Genomic DNA, 18,679 nt, shown 5'->3' with positions numbered 1-18,679 from the left:
CAGAAGGCGACATAACCCTGTTTGCGATCAAGTTAAATGGGTGGCAGGGGGCGGATCCCACTTTTCATGATGCTGTGATGCAGAAAAATCGAAAGTGTTTCGTCAAATTGTGCGTCACTGTCGTTAATGTGACGAAATATACGGCAATTTTCGTCACATCGACGGAAGTGGGCGAATCACTTGCTGGTGAACCAAGTGGCAAATTCAGTGCGCAGCGCAGCCTTTTGCACCTTGCCCATGGTGTTGCGGGGCAGGGCATCGACGATCACGTAATGGCGGGGCTGTTTGAACCGGGCCAAGTTTTGCGCCAATTTACCAGCCACATCATCCAAATTCAGATCCGAAGGCGCCGCGAGGACCGCGATGATGCCTTCGCCCATATCCGGATGTGGCACGCCGATCACTGCGCTTTCGATGATGCCGGGCAGAGCGTCCAGCGCTTCTTCGACCTCTTTGGGATAGACGTTCAGCCCGCCGCAGATGATCAGATCCTTGCCGCGCCCAACGATGGTGACATAATCATCCTCGCCCATCACAGCCAAATCGCCGGTGATGAAAAACCCATCATCGCGCAGCTCTGCGGCGGTTTTTTCAGGCATCTGCCAATAGCCTTTGAAAACATTGTCGCCGCGCACCTCAAGGATGCCGATTTCGCCACGTGGCAATTCGCGGCCCTCAGGATCACAGACTTTGCCATCCACACCGGGCAACATGCGGCCAACGGTGCCGGGGCGGCGGTCCCCTGAATAGGGGTTGGAGGTGCTCATGTTGGTTTCGGTCATCCCGTAGCGTTCCAATATGCGATGACCGGTACGGGTTTCGAACGCTTGGTGGGTTTCGGCCAGCAAAGGCGCGGACCCGGACACGAATAACCGCATGTTCTGTGCCAGTTTTGCATCAAACCGATTGTCGCCTAGCAGACGTGTGTAATAGGTCGGCACGCCCATCAGCGCGGTGGCGCGGGGCATAAACCGGATCAATGTATCCAGATCGAAACCGGGCAGGAAAATCATCGATCCGCCCGCCAACAGGGTGATGTTGGTGCCCACGAACAACCCATGTGTGTGATAGATGGGCAAACCATGCAGCAACACGTCTTGGTCGGTAAACTGCCACGCATCCTTTAGGACCTCGGCGTTGCTCAGCAGGTTGCGCTGACTCAGCATCGCGCCTTTGGACCGGCCTGTTGTGCCGGATGTATAAAGGATCGCGGCCAGATCATCGGCGTCACGATCAACCGGGACAAACGTGCCGGGCTGCATGTCGGCCAGCGCGGCCAGACCACCGGTGCCATCGGCGTCCAAGGTGAGATGTTTGGCTTTGTGGGTATTGGCCACCGCACCGACATCGCCAGCCTTGGCGGACCCAGACAACACCAGTCCGGCACCAGAATTGCTGATGAAATAATCCAGTTCAGCGGCGGTATAAGCGGTGTTGAGCGGTAAAAACACCAATCCCGTTTGCACACAGGCGGCATAGACCGCCAAAGCATCCGGGCTTTTGTCGATCTGTACGGCCACCCGGTCGCCGGGGCGCAACCCCAAGACACAGAAACTATGGGCAAATTGCGCGGCGCGGCGCAAAAACGCGCCATGGGTCACATCGGTCCCGTCCGGCAGGTGCAAAAACACGGATTCTGCATTCAAATGCGGTGCAAAAAGCGCCTCATATAACGGGTTTGCCATGCGTGCCTCCTTGGGTTTCAGATCAGATAACCTGCCTAAAACCCCGCGTAAACATTCCGCAGCGGGTCTTTTGTTGGTTCAAAGTCGCATCTTTGGTTACATCGCGCGGGAATGGCGGCCTTCTGGCATGGCATAAGCATCCAGTTCCCGCGCCACCATCCGGGCAATCAGACGCGCGGATTGGGTGATTTTGAACCCGTTCGCATGGACGTCAATGCAGGGTTCAAACCGTTTCAACAGGGCGTCACACATGGCTTTTATGTCTGTGGTCTTCACGTCAAACCTGCGGCTGAGTTCACCGTAATCCAGTTCAAATCGGCACATGATCATTTCAATCATCGCCGATCGCAAACTGTCATCGGCGGACATGTTGTGGCCCCGGATTGTGGCCAATTGCCCGGTCTGGATGGCGCTGCCGTATTTTGACGATGTGGAATGGTTCTGCGCAAAGCCCTGCGGGTAGCGCGAAATCGCCGACGCCCCCATGCCGATCAGCACTTCGGATGTGTCATCCGTGTAGCCTTGGAAATTGCGGCGCAGCGCGTGGGTGCGATCCGCATCGGCCATGGTGTCGCCTTCGCGCGCATAATGGTCGATGCCAATTTCACGGTAGCCATCCCAGACAAACAACCGACGGGCGATTTCAAACAGCTCTAGCCGCGCTTCGCTGTCGGGCAGGGCATCGGCGGGGATCATGACCTGCCGTTTGGCCATCCACGGCACATGCGCATAGCCATAAAGCGCCACGCGGTCCGGCCCAAGCGACAGGATTTTCTGTACAGAATCCGTCATGCGGGCGCGGGTCTGATGTGGCAACCCATAGAGGATATCCATGTTCAGGCTGCGCACCCCAGCAGCGCGTAACATATCCACGACATCGCGGGTCTGTTCATAGCTTTGGATACGACCGATACATTCCTGCACCACCGGATCAAAGTCCTGCACGCCGATGCTGGCGCGGGTCATGCCAATCGCTTTGAGCGCATCAATGCGGGCTTGGTCGACCTCTGTCGGGTCAATTTCCACGGAAAATGTGATGTCATCTGCCCAAGGTCGAAACGTGGCCAGTTCCGCGCCCAGCTTGGCGATCATATCAGGGTTCAGCAGGGTCGGCGTACCGCCACCCAGATGGATTTGGGAAATCACAACGTCCTGTGGCAGTTGGGCTTTGACCAGTTCCATTTCGGCAATCAACATATCCAGATACGGGACCAATGGCCTGTCTGTGCTGGTGCCTTGGGTGCGGCAGGCACAGAACCAACACAGCCGGCGGCAATACGGAATGTGCAAATATAGCGACACACGGCTGCCCGTGGGAATGGCCTGCATCCAGCCAGCGACGGTGCTGTTATCAACACCTCCGGAAAAATGATTGGCAGGTGGATAGCTTGTGTAGCGGGGGACCCGCGCGTCAAACAGTCCCAGCTTACGTAAACTTTCAAGCGAAGCCATTGTACATCCTTAGGTGTTTCGGGTTATTAAGGGGCATTAGTTTTTGGGAACCGGAGTACCGTCCCTCATGAGCAAAGCCCTTGCTGATATCCAATGTAGCGAATGTCCCATTCGACACCGTGCCGTCTGTGCACGTTGCGAAGCTGACGAATTGCAGAAATTGGAAGAGATCAAGTATTATCGCAACTACGAAGCAGGTCAGGCGATCTGCTGGGCGGGCGATGATATGAGCTTTGTTGCGTCTGTGGTGCGGGGCGCTGCAACGCTGAGCCAAACCATGGAAGACGGACGCACCCAAATGGTCGGGTTGCTGTTGTCGTCTGATTTTATTGGCCGTCCGGGCCGCGCGCAGTCGCCCTATGATGTGACGGCTGTGTCCGATGTGACGTTGTGCTGTTTCCGTCGCAAACCGTTTGAAACCATGATGATCGACACGCCGCACCTGTCGGAACGTCTGTTGGACATGACGCTGGACGAACTGGATGCAGCGCGCGAATGGATGTTGATTCTGGGCCGCAAAACCGCGCGTGAAAAAATCGCGAGCCTGTTGGCGATCATTGCCCGCCGCGAAAGCACGCTGGGCCTGATGGCACAAACCGGACCCGTTCTGGTTGAACTGCCCCTGACCCGCGAAGCGATGGCGGATTATCTGGGCCTGACGCTGGAAACGGTCAGCCGTCAGATTTCGGCGCTGAAACGCGATGGCATTATCGTTCTCGAAGGCAAACGCCGCATTCAGGTGCCGGATATGCATAAACTGGTTCTGGAAACCGGAGATGACGTAGACGGCGGCTTCATCGCCTGAAGCCGCCGCGTCCTCTCTCCTCTGGGGTGCAAAAAATGCGGCCCCATTCCCCGAGAGATCCGTCATCAATGCGCCATAAACAGCGGGATTTCCGACTGTTCCAGCATGTCACGCGTAGGTCCACCCAGCACGGCTTCGCGCAGGCGGGAATGTCCGTAGGCGCCCATCACGATCATGTCGCAGTTATGTTCCTTGGCAAACCGGCTGAGGCATTCGGACACGCGCGGAAGGGTGCGTGACAGGATTGATACCTCGGCGCGCACGCCGTGGCGGGCCAGCATCAACGTCACAGCGCCACCGGGATCGGATCGTTCTGGCGAATGGCTGGGGGGATCGACCATCACCACATCCACACGATCGGCGGCCTGCATCAAGGGCATGGCATAGCGCATGGCGGACAGGGCTTCGGCGCTTTCGTCCCATGCCAAAAGGATGCGGCGCGGGTTAACGGGGGCTTCGGCATCGCTGTTGCAGACCAGAACCGGGGCGCGTGTGCCAAACAGGGCCGCCTCTAGGACGGAAACCTGCAACGGGGTCGCGCCTTTGCCATAAGGTTTTGCACAGACAATCAGGTCGGAATAGCGGGCAATCCGGCCGATACCGGAATCAAGTCCCAGATGCGGCATGATCACACCTTCGACTGCGACATTGGGAATGTCCTGAGGAATGATCGCATTGACCCAATCGACCAGTTCACCGGCCTGCGCGCGCGCCTCGGCAACACCAGTTTCCATGATGATCGCCGCAGATCCGGCTGGCAATGGTTCGTAGCGGGCAGGGTCCACACCCAGACAATGCACGTCCAGATGGCCGTCGCAGCGATCCGCCACCGCCCGCGCAGAGGCCAAAGGCGCGGCATCCGTGGCTTGGTCTGTGACGATGATCGAAACGGATTTGTACCCCATAACGGTTCTCCTTGGTTGACACACCGCTATTCTCCCTGACTGGGGCGCAGCTTTGTATGATGACTATCAACCTGCGCGCGCAAATTACTTGATTTGGATCAAGGTAGCGCTTGCTTGGGGGTGAGAAACCCAACTCATAGCAAAAGTTTCATGCGACTCGTCGTGTGGGCAAAAAAAGGGAACGCTTCTCATGTGGGATTGGATCAAGATTGTGGCGCTGGGGGTTATCACCCTTTTCGCTGCGCTTGCTGCGAACTGGGCCCGCGACCTGGCTTATCAGGTCCACGCTCTGATCGTTATGGCCGTCGCCGCTGGATTATTTATCTGGACGGTGCGCAAAACAGGGGACGCTCCGGCGCCTCGTACGGATGCATATATGGACGGTGTCGTCCGATATGGTGTCATCGCAACCGCCTTTTGGGGTTTGGCAGGATTTCTGGTCGGGACGTTTATCGCGTTTCAGCTGGCCTTTCCGGCGCTAAACTTTGATTTCTTGCAAGGCTACGGTAACTTTGGGCGGTTACGTCCCTTGCACACTTCGGCGGTGATTTTTGCGTTTGGTGGCAACGCCTTGATCGCAACTTCGTTCTACATCGTGCAGCGCACCAGCGCGACACGGCTGTGGGGTGGCAATCTGGCGTGGTTCGTTTTCTGGGGTTACAACCTGTTCATCGTTTTGGCCGCAACCGGCTATCTGATGGGTGCAACCCAATCCAAAGAATATGCCGAACCTGAATGGTATGTCGATATCTGGCTGACCATCGTCTGGGTGGCCTATCTGGCGATTTACCTAGGCACGATCATGAAACGCAAAGAGCCCCACATCTATGTGGCCAACTGGTTCTTCTTGTCGTTCATCGTCACCGTGGCGATGCTGCACCTGATCAACAACCTGTCGATCCCGGTTAGCGTCTTTGGCTCAAAATCTGTTCAGCTGTTTTCGGGTGTGCAGGATGCGATGACCCAGTGGTGGTATGGCCACAATGCGGTTGGCTTCTTCCTGACGGCGGGCTTCTTGGGCATGATGTACTACTTTGTGCCAAAACAGGCCGAACGTCCTGTGTTCAGCTACAAACTGTCGATCATCCACTTCTGGGCGCTGATTTTCCTGTATATCTGGGCCGGTCCACACCATCTGCACTACACTGCGTTGCCGGATTGGGCATCGACCCTTGGCATGGTGTTCTCGATCGTGCTGTGGATGCCGTCATGGGGTGGGATGATCAACGGTCTGATGACGTTGTCAGGCGCGTGGGATAAAATCCGCACCGATCCGATCATCCGGATGATGGTGATTTCCATCGGCTTTTACGGCATGTCCACATTTGAGGGCCCGATGATGTCGATCCGTGCGGTCAATTCCTTGTCGCATTATACTGACTGGACCATTGGCCACGTGCATTCTGGTGCTTTGGGCTGGAACGGGATGATCACCTTCTCGGCGCTCTACTTCCTGACACCACGCCTGTGGAACAAAGACCGCCTGTATTCCCTGTCTTTGGTCAGCTGGCATTTCTGGTTGGCGACAATCGGGATCATTCTTTATGCCGCCTCAATGTGGGTCACCGGCATCATGGAAGGCCTGATGTGGCGCGAAGTTGATGCGCAAGGGTTCCTTGTGAATTCGTTCGCTGACACCGTTGCTGCGAAGTTCCCGATGTATGTTGTGCGTGGCTTGGGCGGTGTTCTGTTCCTCGCTGGTGCATTGATCATGTGTTATAACCTGTGGATGACAGCCTTTAGCAAACGCGTACCTAGCGCGTCTGCTGCTGCTGCCGTTCCCGCCGAATAAGGAGACGACCAATGGGTATTCTTGATCGTCATAAGGTTCTTGAAAAGAACGCCACCCTGCTGCTGGTATGCAGTTTAGGCGTGGTCACAATCGGTGGGCTGGTGGAAATTGCTCCGCTGTTCTACCTGGAAAACACCATTGAGGATGTGGAGGGCATGCGCCCCTATTCCCCACTGGAACTGGTCGGTCGCGATATTTACATTCGCGAAGGCTGCTATGTCTGCCACAGCCAGATGATCCGCCCGATGCGCGACGAAGTCGAGCGTTACGGTCATTATTCGCTGGCGGCGGAATCCATGTATGACCACCCTTTCCAATGGGGGTCCAAACGGACCGGGCCGGATCTGGCACGGGTTGGGGGGCGCTATTCGGATGAATGGCACGTCCTGCACCTGAACGATCCCCAAGCTGTGGTTCCTGAATCTGTGATGCCGAAATATGCGTTCTTAAACGACACCATGTTAGAGCCCACATATATTCAGGACCTGCTGGAAACGCACCGTATGGTGGGTGTGCCTTACACTGATGAAATGATCGAAAACGCACAGGCCGACTTTGTGGCTCAGGCGGATCCTTTCTCGGATTGGGACGGTCTGGTTGAACGTTATCCGGGCACCCAGGTGCGCAATTTCGACAATGCCGATGGCATTTCTGAAATGGACGCATTGGTGGCGTATCTGCAAATTCTGGGCACTATGGTCGACTTCTCGACCTTTACCCCAGATGCAAGCCGCTAGGGGGTCGACATGGATACATATTCGATCTTCAGGGAAATCGCGGACAGCTGGGTTCTGCTGGCAATGTTCGTCTTTTTCGGTGGCGTGGTGGCCTGGGCGTTTCGCCCCGGATCCCGCGCCATCCACCAAGACGTCGCCAACGTTCCGTTCCGCCATGATGACGCGCCTGCGCCTGACGTAGCGCCCAAAATTTCGGAGGCTCAGTCATGAGCAAACAAGACAACAACACACCGCAGGACCCGGATACAACCGGCCATTCCTGGGACGGGATTGAGGAATTCGACAATCCGCTCCCGCGTTGGTGGCTCTGGGTGTTTTACGCAACCATCGTTTGGGCGATCCTTTATACGGTTGCTTATCCTGCATGGCCTCTGGCCAAACAGGCCACCGCGGGTTTTCTGGGCTATTCCACCCGAGGCGAAGTGGCCGAACAGATTGCCATTGTGGATGAACAAAACGCCGCTTTGGTTGAAAAACTGGCTTCCGCTGACATGCTTGCCATCACGGATGACACCGAATTAAACGGCTTTGCGCGCAATATGGGCGCGGCTGTGTTTCGCGCCAATTGTTCGCAATGTCACGGTTCCGGTGCGTCGGGTGCGTTTGGTTTCCCGAACTTGCTGGATGATGACTGGCTGTGGGGTGGCACCATTGATGACATCGTCCTGACCGTCACACATGGCGTGCGCAACGAAGATTCCTTTGATGCGCGTTGGTCAGAAATGCCCGCCTTTGGTGAAATCCTGTCTGAGGAAGAAATCACACAAGTCGTTGCATTTGTGCGTCAATTGTCCGGTCAGGACGCGGATGCCGCATTGGCCAGCGCTGGTGAACCGATCTATCTGAACGAATGTTCTGCCTGCCACATGGAAGACGGCACAGGCGATCGGTTCCAAGGGGCGCCAAACTTGTCTGATGCGATCTGGCTCTATGGCGGTGACGAAGCCACCCTCACGGAAACTGTCACCAATGCCCGTTTCGGCGTCATGCCCGCCTGGAGCGAAGAGTTCAACGCAGCCTTTGGTCTGACACCTGCTGAAATCAACGCGGTGTCGGCCTATGTCCACCAATTGGGCGGCGGCGAATAATCAAACCACAGCTGATGTGGCGAAACCGGGCTTGCTGTTGCAGGCCCGGTTTTGTTTTGGGCAAAGGGGCGCTGCGCCTTGGTTAGATCAACCTGTTCCGTTTGATGCATGTCAAAGAAACCCCAGCCAGAATCATCCACAAAGACCCCGAGTAATCTTCTCTCCCCGATGGGCCAACCTTCCCGGTCCATCGAACCTTTTAGCGGCGCTTTTGGCGCCGCTTTTTTTCTGCCTGATTGTCACATGTGACAACCCGCCCAAAGACCACAAAATTGCGATGGATTATGGTCAACTTGACTTGAATCAAGGCCGCAATTGCCTGCCGGTCTAAAAGATCAAGCAAAACTATAGCTTTTATGCCAGGACCCAGAAATGAGCCAGCCAGACGCCCCACAGCTCTACGCCAAGCGCGAGCCGGTTTTTCCACGTAAAGTCAAAGGCTTCTTCAGAAATATGAAGTGGGTCATAATGGCGATTACCTTGGGGATTTACTATCTGACCCCAATGATTCGCTGGGATCGTGGTCCATCGTTGCCGGATCAGGCCGTGTTGATCGATTTGGCCAATCGCAGGTTCTATTTCTTCTGGATCGAAATCTGGCCGCATGAGTTTTACTTCATTGCCGGGCTGCTGATCATGGCCGGTTTGGGGCTGTTTTTGTTCACCTCGGCGCTGGGCCGAGTTTGGTGCGGCTATGCCTGCCCGCAAACCGTTTGGACGGATTTGTTTATCCTGACGGAACGCTGGATCGAAGGCGACCGCAACGCGCGTGTCCGACTGTGGAACGCCAAATGGGACGCCAAGAAAATTCGCCTGAGGATCACCAAATATGTGATCTGGGTGCTGATCGGTCTGGCGACCGGCGGCGCGTGGGTGTTTTATTTTGCCGATGCGCCCACATTGGCGATGGCGCTGGTCACGGGCACGGCCAATCCAATCGCCTATACAACAATGGCCATTTTGGCTGTCTCAACTGTGTTTTTCGGCGGGATCGCCCGCGAACAGGTCTGCATCTATGCCTGCCCATGGCCGCGTATTCAGGCCGCAATGATCGACGAAGACACCATCGTGATCGGCTATCGCGAATGGCGCGGTGAACCGCGCGGCAAAGGCAAAAAGCGTGACGATATGGGCGATTGCATTGATTGCATGGCCTGCGTGAATGTCTGCCCGGTTGGGATCGATATCCGCGACGGTCAGCAAATGGCCTGTATCACCTGCGGTCTATGCATTGATGCCTGCGATGACATGATGGACAAAGTCGGCAAACCACGTGGTTTGGTTGATTATTTCGCCCTGAAAGACGAAGCCAAAGAACGCGCCGGTGAGCCGCCGATCAACGTTTGGAAACACATCCTGCGGCCGCGCACGATCCTTTATACGTCGCTGTGGTCGCTGGTCGGGTTTGCCTTGGTGTTTGCGCTATTTATCCGTCCGGATATCGACATGACTGTTGCACCTGTGCGCAATCCGACCTTTGTGATGCAATCGGATGGCACGATCCAGAACACCTACGAAGTCCGCCTGCGTAACAAACACGGGGATGACCGCGAATTCCACATGTCGCTCAGTTCGGATGAAATTCTGAGGATTGATTTGGAAGGCACGCATGAACGGGTTACAACTGTGCCCGCTGACAGCACCAAACTGGTGCGTGTCTTTGTCAGCGCCCGGACCCAAGATCCGGCATCTTCGGCGGAACGGACTGATTTCCGGCTCTGGGTTGAGGATCTGAATGGCAATGAACGGTCCTATGTGGACACCCACTTTATTGGGAAAGGAAACTGATATGGCCCGCGAATTGACAGGCAAACATGTGCTGATCGGGATGGTGGTGGCGTTTAGCATTATCATCGGGGTGAATGTTCTGATGGCAACACAGGCGATCCGCACCTTTCCGGGGCTAGAGGTGAAAAATTCCTACGTGGCCAGCCAGAATTTTGACGCGGATCGCGCGGCGCAATTGGCCTTGGGCTGGGATGTCTCGGCCAAGGTGGAACAAGGCGAATTGCTGTTGTCGATTGTGGATGCAGACGGCACCCCGGTTGATCCAACATCCATCACCGGCACCTTTGGGCGCGCGACATCCGTGCAGGATGATCAGACACCTGACTTTACCTTTGATGGGAATGTGCACCGTGCGCCTGTGACCACAAATGGCGGCAATTGGAACCTACGCATGGTGGCGGTTGCACCTGATGGCACCGAATTTCGGCAACGCGTTGTGGTTTACGTCGCACAATGAGCGTTTCTGATCATCCCTCGGCAGCGGCCTGTCCGGGCTGCATTGCCCTGCCAGATATCGCCCGGCGGGTCGAAAAGACCCGGTCGGAACATGCGTTTGACGTGCAAATATCACTGCCATCAATCCATTGTGCATCCTGTATTTCCGGGGTTGAGCGCGGTTTGATGCAGCTGGATAGCGTCGAAGATGTGCGGGTGAACTTGACCCGCAAACGCGCCACGGTGCGGGTGGCCCCCGGCACGGAACCTGACACTATTGTGCACCATCTGGAACGGTTGGGATTTGAGGCGCAGCCGTTGGACAACGCAACCCTGACCGCCGGAGAGAGCGACAAACAAGCGCGCGACCTGATGATGCGATTTGGGGTTGCCGGATTTTCGTCGATGAACGTGATGCTGCTCAGCGTGGCGATCTGGGCGGGGGCAACCGATGCAACGCGCGACATGTTTCACTGGCTGTCTGCTGCGATCGCGTTGCCGACCATCGCCTTTTCTGCGCAACCGTTTTTCAAATCGGGCTTTGCGGCGCTGCGTGCTGCGCGGTTGAACATGGATGTGCCGATTTCGTTGGCGATCCTGTTGGCGGCGGGCATGTCGCTGTTTGAAACGATCAATTCCGGCGAACATGCCTATTTCGACGCGGCTTTGTCGCTGACATTTTTCCTGCTGGCGGGGCGGTTTCTGGATCAGAAAATGCGCTCTACCGCCCGATCCGCTGCGGCGGAACTGGCCGCCTTAGAGGCGCCGACCGCCCTGCGTGTTGTGGATGGCGACACCCACACGGTCAAAGTCACCGATGTGTCGGTCGGCGATATTTTATTGGTGCGGCCGGGCGCGCGCATTCCTGTGGATGGTGACGTTATTCAGGGTGCCTCTGAAATGGATCGCGCGTTTTTGACCGGCGAAACCGATCCGGTTGCTGTGGCCATCGGCGCTCAGGTGCGCGCGGGCGAAGTGAACCTGACCGGCCCGCTTCATATTCGAACCTCGGCTGTTGGGCCGGATACGTTATTGCATGGGCTGGCCGATCTGGTGTCCGTCGCCGAAGAAGCCAAGTCGCGCTATAATTCATTGGCCGACCGCGCCGCACAGATTTACGCACCTGCCGTGCATTTGCTGGCGCTGATCGGGTTTGTGGTCTGGATGTATCTGACCGCAGGCGATGTGCGCACGTCGCTGAACATTGCCGTTGCGTTGTTGATCATCACCTGTCCCTGTGCGCTGGGCCTTGCTGTGCCTGCAGTGTCGACGGTGGCGTCGGGGGGGCTGTTCAAACGTGGATTGTTGGTCAAACATGCCACTGCATTGGAACGTTTGGCTGAAATCGACGAAGTGGTGTTCGATAAAACCGGCACATTGACGCGCGGAACTCCGACATTGACCAATCCACAGGACCTGCCGGATCATGCATTTGCGTTGGCGGCGGCTTTGGCTCTGGGGTCTAACCACCCCCGGTCCAAGGCGATTGCAAAGGCCGCTGAGGGCTTTGATTTGCCTGACGTTCAGGTCACCGACATCGTTGAACATCCCGGATTGGGCGTCGAAGCGAAATTCCAAGGTCAAACGGTGCGTCTGGGACGCGCGGAATGGGTCACCGGTCAGGGGGATAGTTCCACCTGTCTGGGGATTGATGGTCAGGACACCGTTCAGTTCACGTTCGAAGACACGTTACGCCCCGGTGCGGCAGAGCTGCTGCAACATCTGCGTGATCGCAATATTCCAGTGATGTTGCTGTCTGGGGATGCGGAAAACCCGGTGGCTCAGCTGGCGCAGGACCTGAACATTCCCACATGGCAATCCGGTGTTTTGCCCAGCGAAAAAGCCGCCGTACTGGAGGCCAAGCGCGCCGCCGGAAAACGTGTTTTGATGGTTGGCGATGGCCTAAACGACACCGCCGCATTGGCCGTCGCGCATGTATCTATCGCGCCTGCCTCTGCCTTAGAGGCGACCCGTGTGGCGGCTGATCTGGTACTGGTATCGCCTGATTTGTCGCGAATCCAAGACAGCCTGCGCATTGCGAAATCTGCCCGCAAACGCATCCTCGAAAACTTTGGCGTGGCGGCTGTCTATAATTCAATCGCCATTCCGATTGCCTTTGTTGGGTTGGCGACACCGTTGACGGCGGCTATTGCCATGTCGACCAGTTCTATTCTGGTGTCGCTAAACGCGTTGAGGACCCGCTGATGGATGTGCTTGTTTTCTTGATCCCCGTTTCTGTCGGGCTGGGTGCTTTGGGGTTAGTTGCGTTTTTCTGGACGATGAAATCGGCGCAATATGATGACCCGCAGGGGGATGCGGCGCGGATTTTGCGGGACGATTACGACGACAATCCAAAGCCGGATTGACAAAAATACGCCATTCGCACCGCTATGACGTGAATGCGGTTCCCAAACGGCAATGACTTATTTAATGTGCTGTTGGATTTCGATGTTGAAATTCGCCGGGGGGCGACACGTGAAAACAACAACATTTTTGACTTTTGGTGTGGCTTCGATTGCGTTGTTTTCAGCGACGGCCAGCTTTGCACAGGACAGCTGGATTTCCAGCTACAACTATTACGGGGCGCCGGGGCTGTTGGATTTGCCAACAGCGATTGCCCCCGAAGAGGGCGAAATTGCCGCCACACTGAGCTATACGCCAACGCATTTGCGCAACACAATTTCGTTCCAGATCACGCCGCGCCTGTCTGGCAGTTTCCGCTATTCGCGCAACAATGATTACAATCCCGAAGGCTCTGGCCACGATCCGCTTTTTGATCGCAGTTTTGATCTGCGGTATCAGCTGGTCGAAGAAGGCGAACATATCCCAGCCGTCACAATCGGGTTGCAGGATTTTATCGGGACGGGTGTTTATACATCCGAATATCTGGTTGCGACCAAAACTCTGTCCCCAAATGTGCGGGTCACAGGCGGAATCGGCTGGGGACGTTTGGGCAGCTATAACGGCTTTGAAAACCCATTTGGGGCCACTGACCGCGGGGAATTTGAATTTGACGAAGGGGGTGACCTTTTGTTTGATCAATATTTCCAAGGCGATGCAGCGTTGTTTGGCGGGGTGGAATACCGGTATTCTGACACTCTGACGTTTAAGGCTGAATATTCGTCCGATGCCTATACACGCGAAACCACGAATGGCGAATTTGAACATCAAAGCCCGCTGAATTTCGGTGTCGCATGGCAACCCCGCCCCGGATACCAAGTGTCGCTTTCTTATATGAATGGCCACGAATTGGCGTTGGCGGGCACTGTGATGATGAACCCGCATAATCGCGGATCTGGCTCTGGGTTTGATCCCGCGCCAGCGCCGGTTTCCGTGCGTGGCGCGCATGACCGCGCCGCCCTGAGCTGGGACCGCAACATCCGATCCGAAGCAAGCATCCGCGCGCAATTGCAGCAGGTTCTTGCGGTTGAAGGCATCACATTGATTTCGGTTCAGTTGACCGATCGTCAGGTGCGCGTGCGGTATTCTAACAGCCGCTATCGGTCCGAAGCACAGGCGTTGGGGCGTGTTGCGCGGATTTTGACCCATGTCATGCCCGCCTCTGTCGAAGTGTTCATCCTAGAGCCGGCCCAACGTGGCCTGCCATTGTCGTCCACTACATTGCGACGCAGTGATATCGAAACACTGGAAAATGAACCCGGCGCAGCGCAGGCGATTTTTGATCGGGCTGCATTTGATCACGCCGGGCCAAATGCCGGGCTGGTTGCTGTCGATGCGGCTGACGGGGCTGCCTTTACTTGGGGATTGTCGCCCTATACCGAAATTTCCCTGTTTGATGGCGATGAACCCATCCGCGGAGAGGTGGGGCTGGAACTTTCGGGTCGTTACACGATCCAGCCGAACTTGGTCTTGTCCGGTCGGGCCCGCGCCGCCTTATGGAGCGGTTACGAAGATGCGGGTTCAATTTCCGCTTCAACGCTGCCCGCCGTGCGTCGGGATGCGTTGCAATATGCCGTTGACGGAAACCCAGGTATCGAAGAATTCACCCTCGCTTGGTACGGCCGCGCTGCCCCGGATGTGTATACGCGTGTGACCGCAGGGTATCTGGAAACCATGTATGGTGGCGTGTCCGCCGAAGTGCTGTGGAAACCCGTCGAGAGCCGGTTGGGGCTGGGGGCAGAGCTAAACTATGTCGCCAAGCGGGACTATGACATGCTGCTCGGGTTTCAGGATTACGAAACGGTCACCGGGCATGTCTCGGCCTATTATGATTTTGGCGAAGGCTGGCATGGCCAATTGGATGTCGGTCGTTATCTGGCCGAAGATTTCGGCGCAACCTTGTCGGTTGACCGTGAATTCACCAATGGCTGGCGGCTGGGGGCCTATGTGACCCAAACCGATGTTTCCGCAGAGGAATTTGGCGAAGGGTCCTTTGACAAAGGCATCCGCCTGACCATTCCGTTTGATTGGTTGATGGGGGCCCCGACCCGCAGTCAAAGCTCTGTTTCACTGGCATCCCTCAGCCGCGATGGCGGTGCACGTGTAGATGTTGATGGTCGTCTATATGACACGCTGCGTGATGGTCATTTGGGGGATATGACAGATGAATGGGGACGGTTCTGGCGATGAAAATGATGGTCATGAAAAAGAGTTTGTTGAAAATACTGACAGGCCTGTCCCTGGCCGCTTTGGTTGCGGGCTGTGGTCCTGACCGACGTCAGGGGGTTGGCACGCAAATCGTTTCCGGTTTGGTCGCGTCGCGAACTGGTGCTGCAACGGCTCAGGCCCCTGCCGAAATGACCCGCGCCAATATCGCAGCGATGGGCCAAGAGGTGATCCTCGTGGACCATCTGGGCCATGGCGCACCCAGTTTGTTTGTCAAAGGCGGCACAAATGGTGCAAAAATCACGTGGTTTTCCGCCGCTGGCCAATCAATGACCCTCGAAGGGGGATATTTGATCGCGACGCGCGGGCTTGGGTTCGATTTGATGGCGTCTGACGCCAACGGAATCAACGATTTGCTGGCCGGTCGGGTGGAAATCGCCACTCGCACATATGAGTTTCTGAACGGCAATGATCAGATCGTCACCCGGACCTTTGGTTGTGCGATCACGTTGCGTGAACCCGAACAGATCGAAATCGTCGAACGCAGCTTTGCCACCACACGTGTAGAAGAAACCTGCGCTGATGAACGCCACATTTTCACGAACGCCTATTGGGTGGATAGCGCTGGCACATTACGTCAAATGCGCCAGCTGATTTCGCCCGAAGCCGGGTATTTCCAGGTGTCGACCCTTTAGAATTCAAACGCGTCGACGGTTTTTCTGCGCCCCAAGGTGAACGCATCAGACAGATGGATCATCGGGGCCAGATCGACGTTTGATTTGCGATCCCGCACCAGATCAGCCATCTGCGCATAAAGCGCAGGATATTCGCCCATGCCAGTGGCGTTTTGATCCTGTCCGTCGATGAACAGACGCGCACCGCCATCCTTTAGGATCAGCGTGCCATCGGTGGTTTCGACTTCGATTTCCCAGGTTTGCGGCCCGTCTTGGCGCCAATCGAAATCGGCGGTCACATGGCCCGAAAATGTCAGATCAGCAGCAATTGGCATGGCGCGATTGGACGGAAATTCCAATGTGGCGTCGGTCAGATGCACCGGGTCCGGCAGAATATGTGTCAGGATCGACAGGGCGTTGATGCCGGGGTCAAACACGCCCATACCACCGGGATCAAACACCCAGTCCTGACCCGGATGCCACAGGCGCACATCTTCGCGCCAGGTGATATGCGCGCGCGTGATTGTGCGTGATTTCAACCAATCCGCCGCCGCCTGAACGCCATCCGCCTGTCGGCTGTGCCATGTCGCATAAAGCGACACACCCGCATCGCGTGCACGCCGTTCCAGATCAAAAATTTCCGCAAGCGTGGCACCGGGTGGTTTTTCCAGCATCACGTCTTTGCCGTTTTCAATCAACGTTTTAGCCACATCGTAACGGGGTGCTGCTGGGTGACACAGGGAATAGACCTGAACGTCTGGATGGGCCTCTAACGCGTCATTGATGTTGGTGTAGCCGGGCACGCCGTCCACCCCGCCAGACCGGCTAACGGTGGCGGCCAAATCCCAATCTTTTGACGCGGCAATCGCCGGGATATGTTGATCCCGGGCGATTTTACCGATGGCACATAGGATGATTTCCATCAGTGACTCTCCCGCTTGACGACTTTGCCGCGATGCCCAACCAAGAAGCTAAGATCTGCGCCTTTGTCCGCACCCTCAACCGTGTCGAAATAAAGCTGCGTCCAGCCGCCATTGGGCCGTTCAACTGGGTTTTCCCACGCCGCAAGCCGAGCGGCCATTTCTTCGTCGGAAATGTCCAGATGCAACCGGCGTGCGGGCACGTCCAATTCGATCATGTCGCCGTCCTGCACAATCGCCAGCGGTCCGCCAGCGGCGGCTTCGGGGGATGTGTGCAACACAACCGTGCCATAGGCCGTGCCGGACATGCGCGCATCCGACAGGCGAATGATGTCTTGAATGCCGCGTTTCAACAGCTTGGCTGGCAGGACCATATCGCCAACTTCGGCCATGCCGGGATAGCCTTTGGGGCCGCAATATTTCAGTACCATGATGCAGGTTTCGTCGATGTCCAGATCGTCGCTATCCACCCGCGCTTTGTAGTCTTCGATGCTGTCGAACACCACGGCGCGGCCTTTGTGCACCATCAGGTCTGGCGATGCCGCAGACGGTTTCAAAACCGCGCCATTGGGGGCCAGATTGCCACGCAGAACGGCGATGCCGCCGGATGATGTCAGCGCCTGATCTGTGGGCAGGATGACGTCTTCGTTCCAGTTCTGCACATCTTTGACTTCGTCCCAGATGCCAGTGCCATTCACGGTGATCGCGTCATTGTGCAGCAATCCCATTTCGCCCAAACGTTTGATCACAACCGGCAAACCACCGGCGTAGAAAAACTCTTCCATCAGGTATTTGCCCGATGGCATCAGGTTCACGATTGTGGGCACGTCTTTGCCGCAGCGATCCCAGTCGTCCAGCGTCAAATCCACACCCATTCGGCCCGCAATGGCCAACAGGTGGATCACCGCATTGGTGGACCCGCCGATGGCGCCATTGGTGCGGATCGCGTTTTCAAAGGCGTCTTTGGTCAGGATATCGCTGGGTTTCAGGTCATCTTTGACCATCTGCACGATGCGCCGCCCGGTGATCTGGCTCATCATGCGACGGCGGGAATCCACGGCGGGAATGGCGGCGTTGCCAGACAGGGCCATGCCCAACGCTTCGGCCATAGAGGCCATGGTGCTGGCGGTGCCCATCGTGTTGCACGAACCGGGGGACCGCGCCATCGCGGCCTCTGATGCGACGAATTCTTCGGACGTCATTTCGCCCGCTTTCACGGCGGCGCGGAATTTGCGCAGATGGGTGCCGGACCCCAATTGTTCGCCTTGGAAATAACCGTTTAGCATCGGGCCACCGCTGACCATGATCGCGGGAATGTCGACCGATGCGGCCCCCATCAACAGGGCTGGCGTGGTTTTGTCACAGCCTGCCATCAACACAACACCGTCGATGCATTTGCCGCGCAACGCCTCTTCGACATCCATGGCGCATAGGTTGCGATGCAACATCGCCGTGGGGCGCAGCGTGGTTTCTGATGGGGAAAAGACCGGGAATTCAACCGGAAAACCGCCTGCTTCCCAGATGCCGTTTTTCACTCGTTCGGCCAGATCACGCAGATGGGCGTTGCAGGGCGTCAGTTCCGACCACGTGTTGCAGATCCCAATCACGGGCCGCCCGTCAAACACGTCCGGTGGGAACCCTTGGTTCATCATCCAGCCACGGCGATAAATGGCGTCTTTGGACGCGCCGCCCAGCCAGTCCTGGGACCTGAGTTTGCGGGGCCATTTTGCGGGTTTAAATGTCATGGAATCCTCATTTCGCTTTGGTCCAGAATAGCGATCCATACTTGCCAAACAAATCATATTAGCGCATCAATAATTACCATTTTGGAT

Annotated in this window: 17 protein-coding genes; 12 read left to right on the top strand and 5 right to left on the bottom strand. The window is 56.4% G+C overall.

Annotated elements, in window-relative coordinates:
- Positions 1-176: 176 nt before the first annotated feature.
- A complete protein-coding gene (locus tag AB1F12_RS15365) occupies positions 177-1,685 on the bottom strand; it encodes a malonyl-CoA synthase (protein ID WP_368185239.1) in 1,509 nt (502 codons plus the stop codon).
- Between the two features lie 96 nt (positions 1,686-1,781).
- Positions 1,782-3,137, bottom strand: a complete 1,356-nt coding sequence (hemN, locus tag AB1F12_RS15360; protein WP_368185238.1) for an oxygen-independent coproporphyrinogen III oxidase — start codon at positions 3,135-3,137, stop codon at positions 1,782-1,784.
- 67 nt (positions 3,138-3,204) lie between these two features.
- On the opposite strand from hemN, the gene fnrL reads away from it, so the two are divergent.
- On the top strand, positions 3,205-3,942 hold the full coding sequence (gene fnrL, locus AB1F12_RS15355; RefSeq protein WP_368185237.1) for a transcriptional regulator FnrL: 738 nt from the start codon (positions 3,205-3,207) through the stop codon (positions 3,940-3,942).
- A gap of 65 nt (positions 3,943-4,007) precedes the next feature.
- On the opposite strand, the gene AB1F12_RS15350 is transcribed toward fnrL, so the two are convergent.
- Positions 4,008-4,847, bottom strand: a complete 840-nt coding sequence (locus tag AB1F12_RS15350; RefSeq protein ID WP_368185236.1) for a universal stress protein — start codon at positions 4,845-4,847, stop codon at positions 4,008-4,010.
- A gap of 190 nt (positions 4,848-5,037) precedes the next feature.
- Between AB1F12_RS15350 and ccoN the strand changes: the two genes are divergently transcribed.
- From ccoN to AB1F12_RS15295, 11 genes are all read left to right on the top strand, one after another.
- Positions 5,038-6,639: a cytochrome-c oxidase, cbb3-type subunit I gene (gene ccoN / locus AB1F12_RS15345; protein ID WP_368185235.1), complete on the top strand. Its 1,602-nt coding sequence runs from the start codon at positions 5,038-5,040 to the stop codon at positions 6,637-6,639.
- Between the two features lie 11 nt (positions 6,640-6,650).
- Positions 6,651-7,376, top strand: a complete 726-nt coding sequence (gene ccoO / locus AB1F12_RS15340; RefSeq protein ID WP_368185234.1) for a cytochrome-c oxidase, cbb3-type subunit II — start codon at positions 6,651-6,653, stop codon at positions 7,374-7,376.
- A 9-nt stretch (positions 7,377-7,385) separates the two neighbouring features.
- Positions 7,386-7,586 carry a cbb3-type cytochrome c oxidase subunit 3 gene (locus AB1F12_RS15335; protein ID WP_368185233.1) on the top strand — a complete coding sequence of 67 codons (201 nt, stop codon included), beginning with the start codon at positions 7,386-7,388 and terminating at the stop codon, positions 7,584-7,586.
- Positions 7,583-8,464 carry a cytochrome-c oxidase, cbb3-type subunit III gene (gene ccoP, locus AB1F12_RS15330; protein WP_368185232.1) on the top strand — a complete coding sequence of 294 codons (882 nt, stop codon included), beginning with the start codon at positions 7,583-7,585 and terminating at the stop codon, positions 8,462-8,464. The genes AB1F12_RS15335 and ccoP overlap by 4 nt, the downstream gene beginning before the upstream one ends.
- Entirely contained in the window at positions 8,436-8,795 is a 360-nt protein-coding gene (locus AB1F12_RS15325; RefSeq protein ID WP_368188403.1) for a hypothetical protein, read from the top strand. Before ccoP ends, AB1F12_RS15325 begins: the two co-directional genes overlap by 29 nt.
- 41 nt (positions 8,796-8,836) lie before the next feature.
- A complete protein-coding gene (ccoG, locus tag AB1F12_RS15320) occupies positions 8,837-10,252 on the top strand; it encodes a cytochrome c oxidase accessory protein CcoG (protein WP_368185231.1) in 1,416 nt (471 codons plus the stop codon).
- 1 nt (position 10,253) lies between these two features.
- Entirely contained in the window at positions 10,254-10,709 is a 456-nt protein-coding gene (locus tag AB1F12_RS15315; protein ID WP_368185230.1) for a FixH family protein, read from the top strand.
- Complete coding sequence (locus AB1F12_RS15310) at positions 10,706-12,892, top strand: heavy metal translocating P-type ATPase (RefSeq protein ID WP_368185229.1); 2,187 nt, start codon at positions 10,706-10,708, stop codon at positions 12,890-12,892. The genes AB1F12_RS15315 and AB1F12_RS15310 overlap by 4 nt, the downstream gene beginning before the upstream one ends.
- The gene (gene ccoS / locus AB1F12_RS15305; RefSeq protein ID WP_368185228.1) at positions 12,892-13,053 is read left to right on the top strand and encodes a cbb3-type cytochrome oxidase assembly protein CcoS; all 162 of its coding nucleotides are present in this window, start codon (positions 12,892-12,894) and stop codon (positions 13,051-13,053) included. Before AB1F12_RS15310 ends, ccoS begins: the two co-directional genes overlap by 1 nt.
- Before the next feature lie 109 nt (positions 13,054-13,162).
- Positions 13,163-15,277: a YjbH domain-containing protein gene (locus AB1F12_RS15300; RefSeq protein ID WP_368185227.1), complete on the top strand. Its 2,115-nt coding sequence runs from the start codon at positions 13,163-13,165 to the stop codon at positions 15,275-15,277.
- The gene (locus tag AB1F12_RS15295) at positions 15,256-15,948 is read left to right on the top strand and encodes a YjbF family lipoprotein (RefSeq protein WP_368185226.1); all 693 of its coding nucleotides are present in this window, start codon (positions 15,256-15,258) and stop codon (positions 15,946-15,948) included. Before AB1F12_RS15300 ends, AB1F12_RS15295 begins: the two co-directional genes overlap by 22 nt.
- Here the strand turns inward: AB1F12_RS15295 and AB1F12_RS15290 are convergent.
- Both AB1F12_RS15290 and araD read right to left on the bottom strand, forming a co-directional pair.
- Positions 15,945-16,850, bottom strand: a complete 906-nt coding sequence (locus AB1F12_RS15290) for a Gfo/Idh/MocA family protein (RefSeq protein WP_368185225.1) — start codon at positions 16,848-16,850, stop codon at positions 15,945-15,947. The two genes, AB1F12_RS15295 and AB1F12_RS15290, sit on opposite strands and share 4 nt — an antisense overlap.
- Positions 16,850-18,592 (bottom strand): L-arabinonate dehydratase, encoded by a 1,743-nt coding sequence (gene araD / locus AB1F12_RS15285; RefSeq protein ID WP_368185224.1) that lies wholly within the window; start codon positions 18,590-18,592, stop codon positions 16,850-16,852. Before araD ends, AB1F12_RS15290 begins: the two co-directional genes overlap by 1 nt.
- Positions 18,593-18,679: the final 87 nt, after the last annotated feature.

The sequence above is a fragment of the Aestuariibius sp. HNIBRBA575 genome (genome assembly GCF_040932005.1).
Classification (GTDB): domain Bacteria; phylum Pseudomonadota; class Alphaproteobacteria; order Rhodobacterales; family Rhodobacteraceae; genus CANLNM01.
This window is presented reverse-complemented; position numbering and strand designations above follow the sequence as displayed.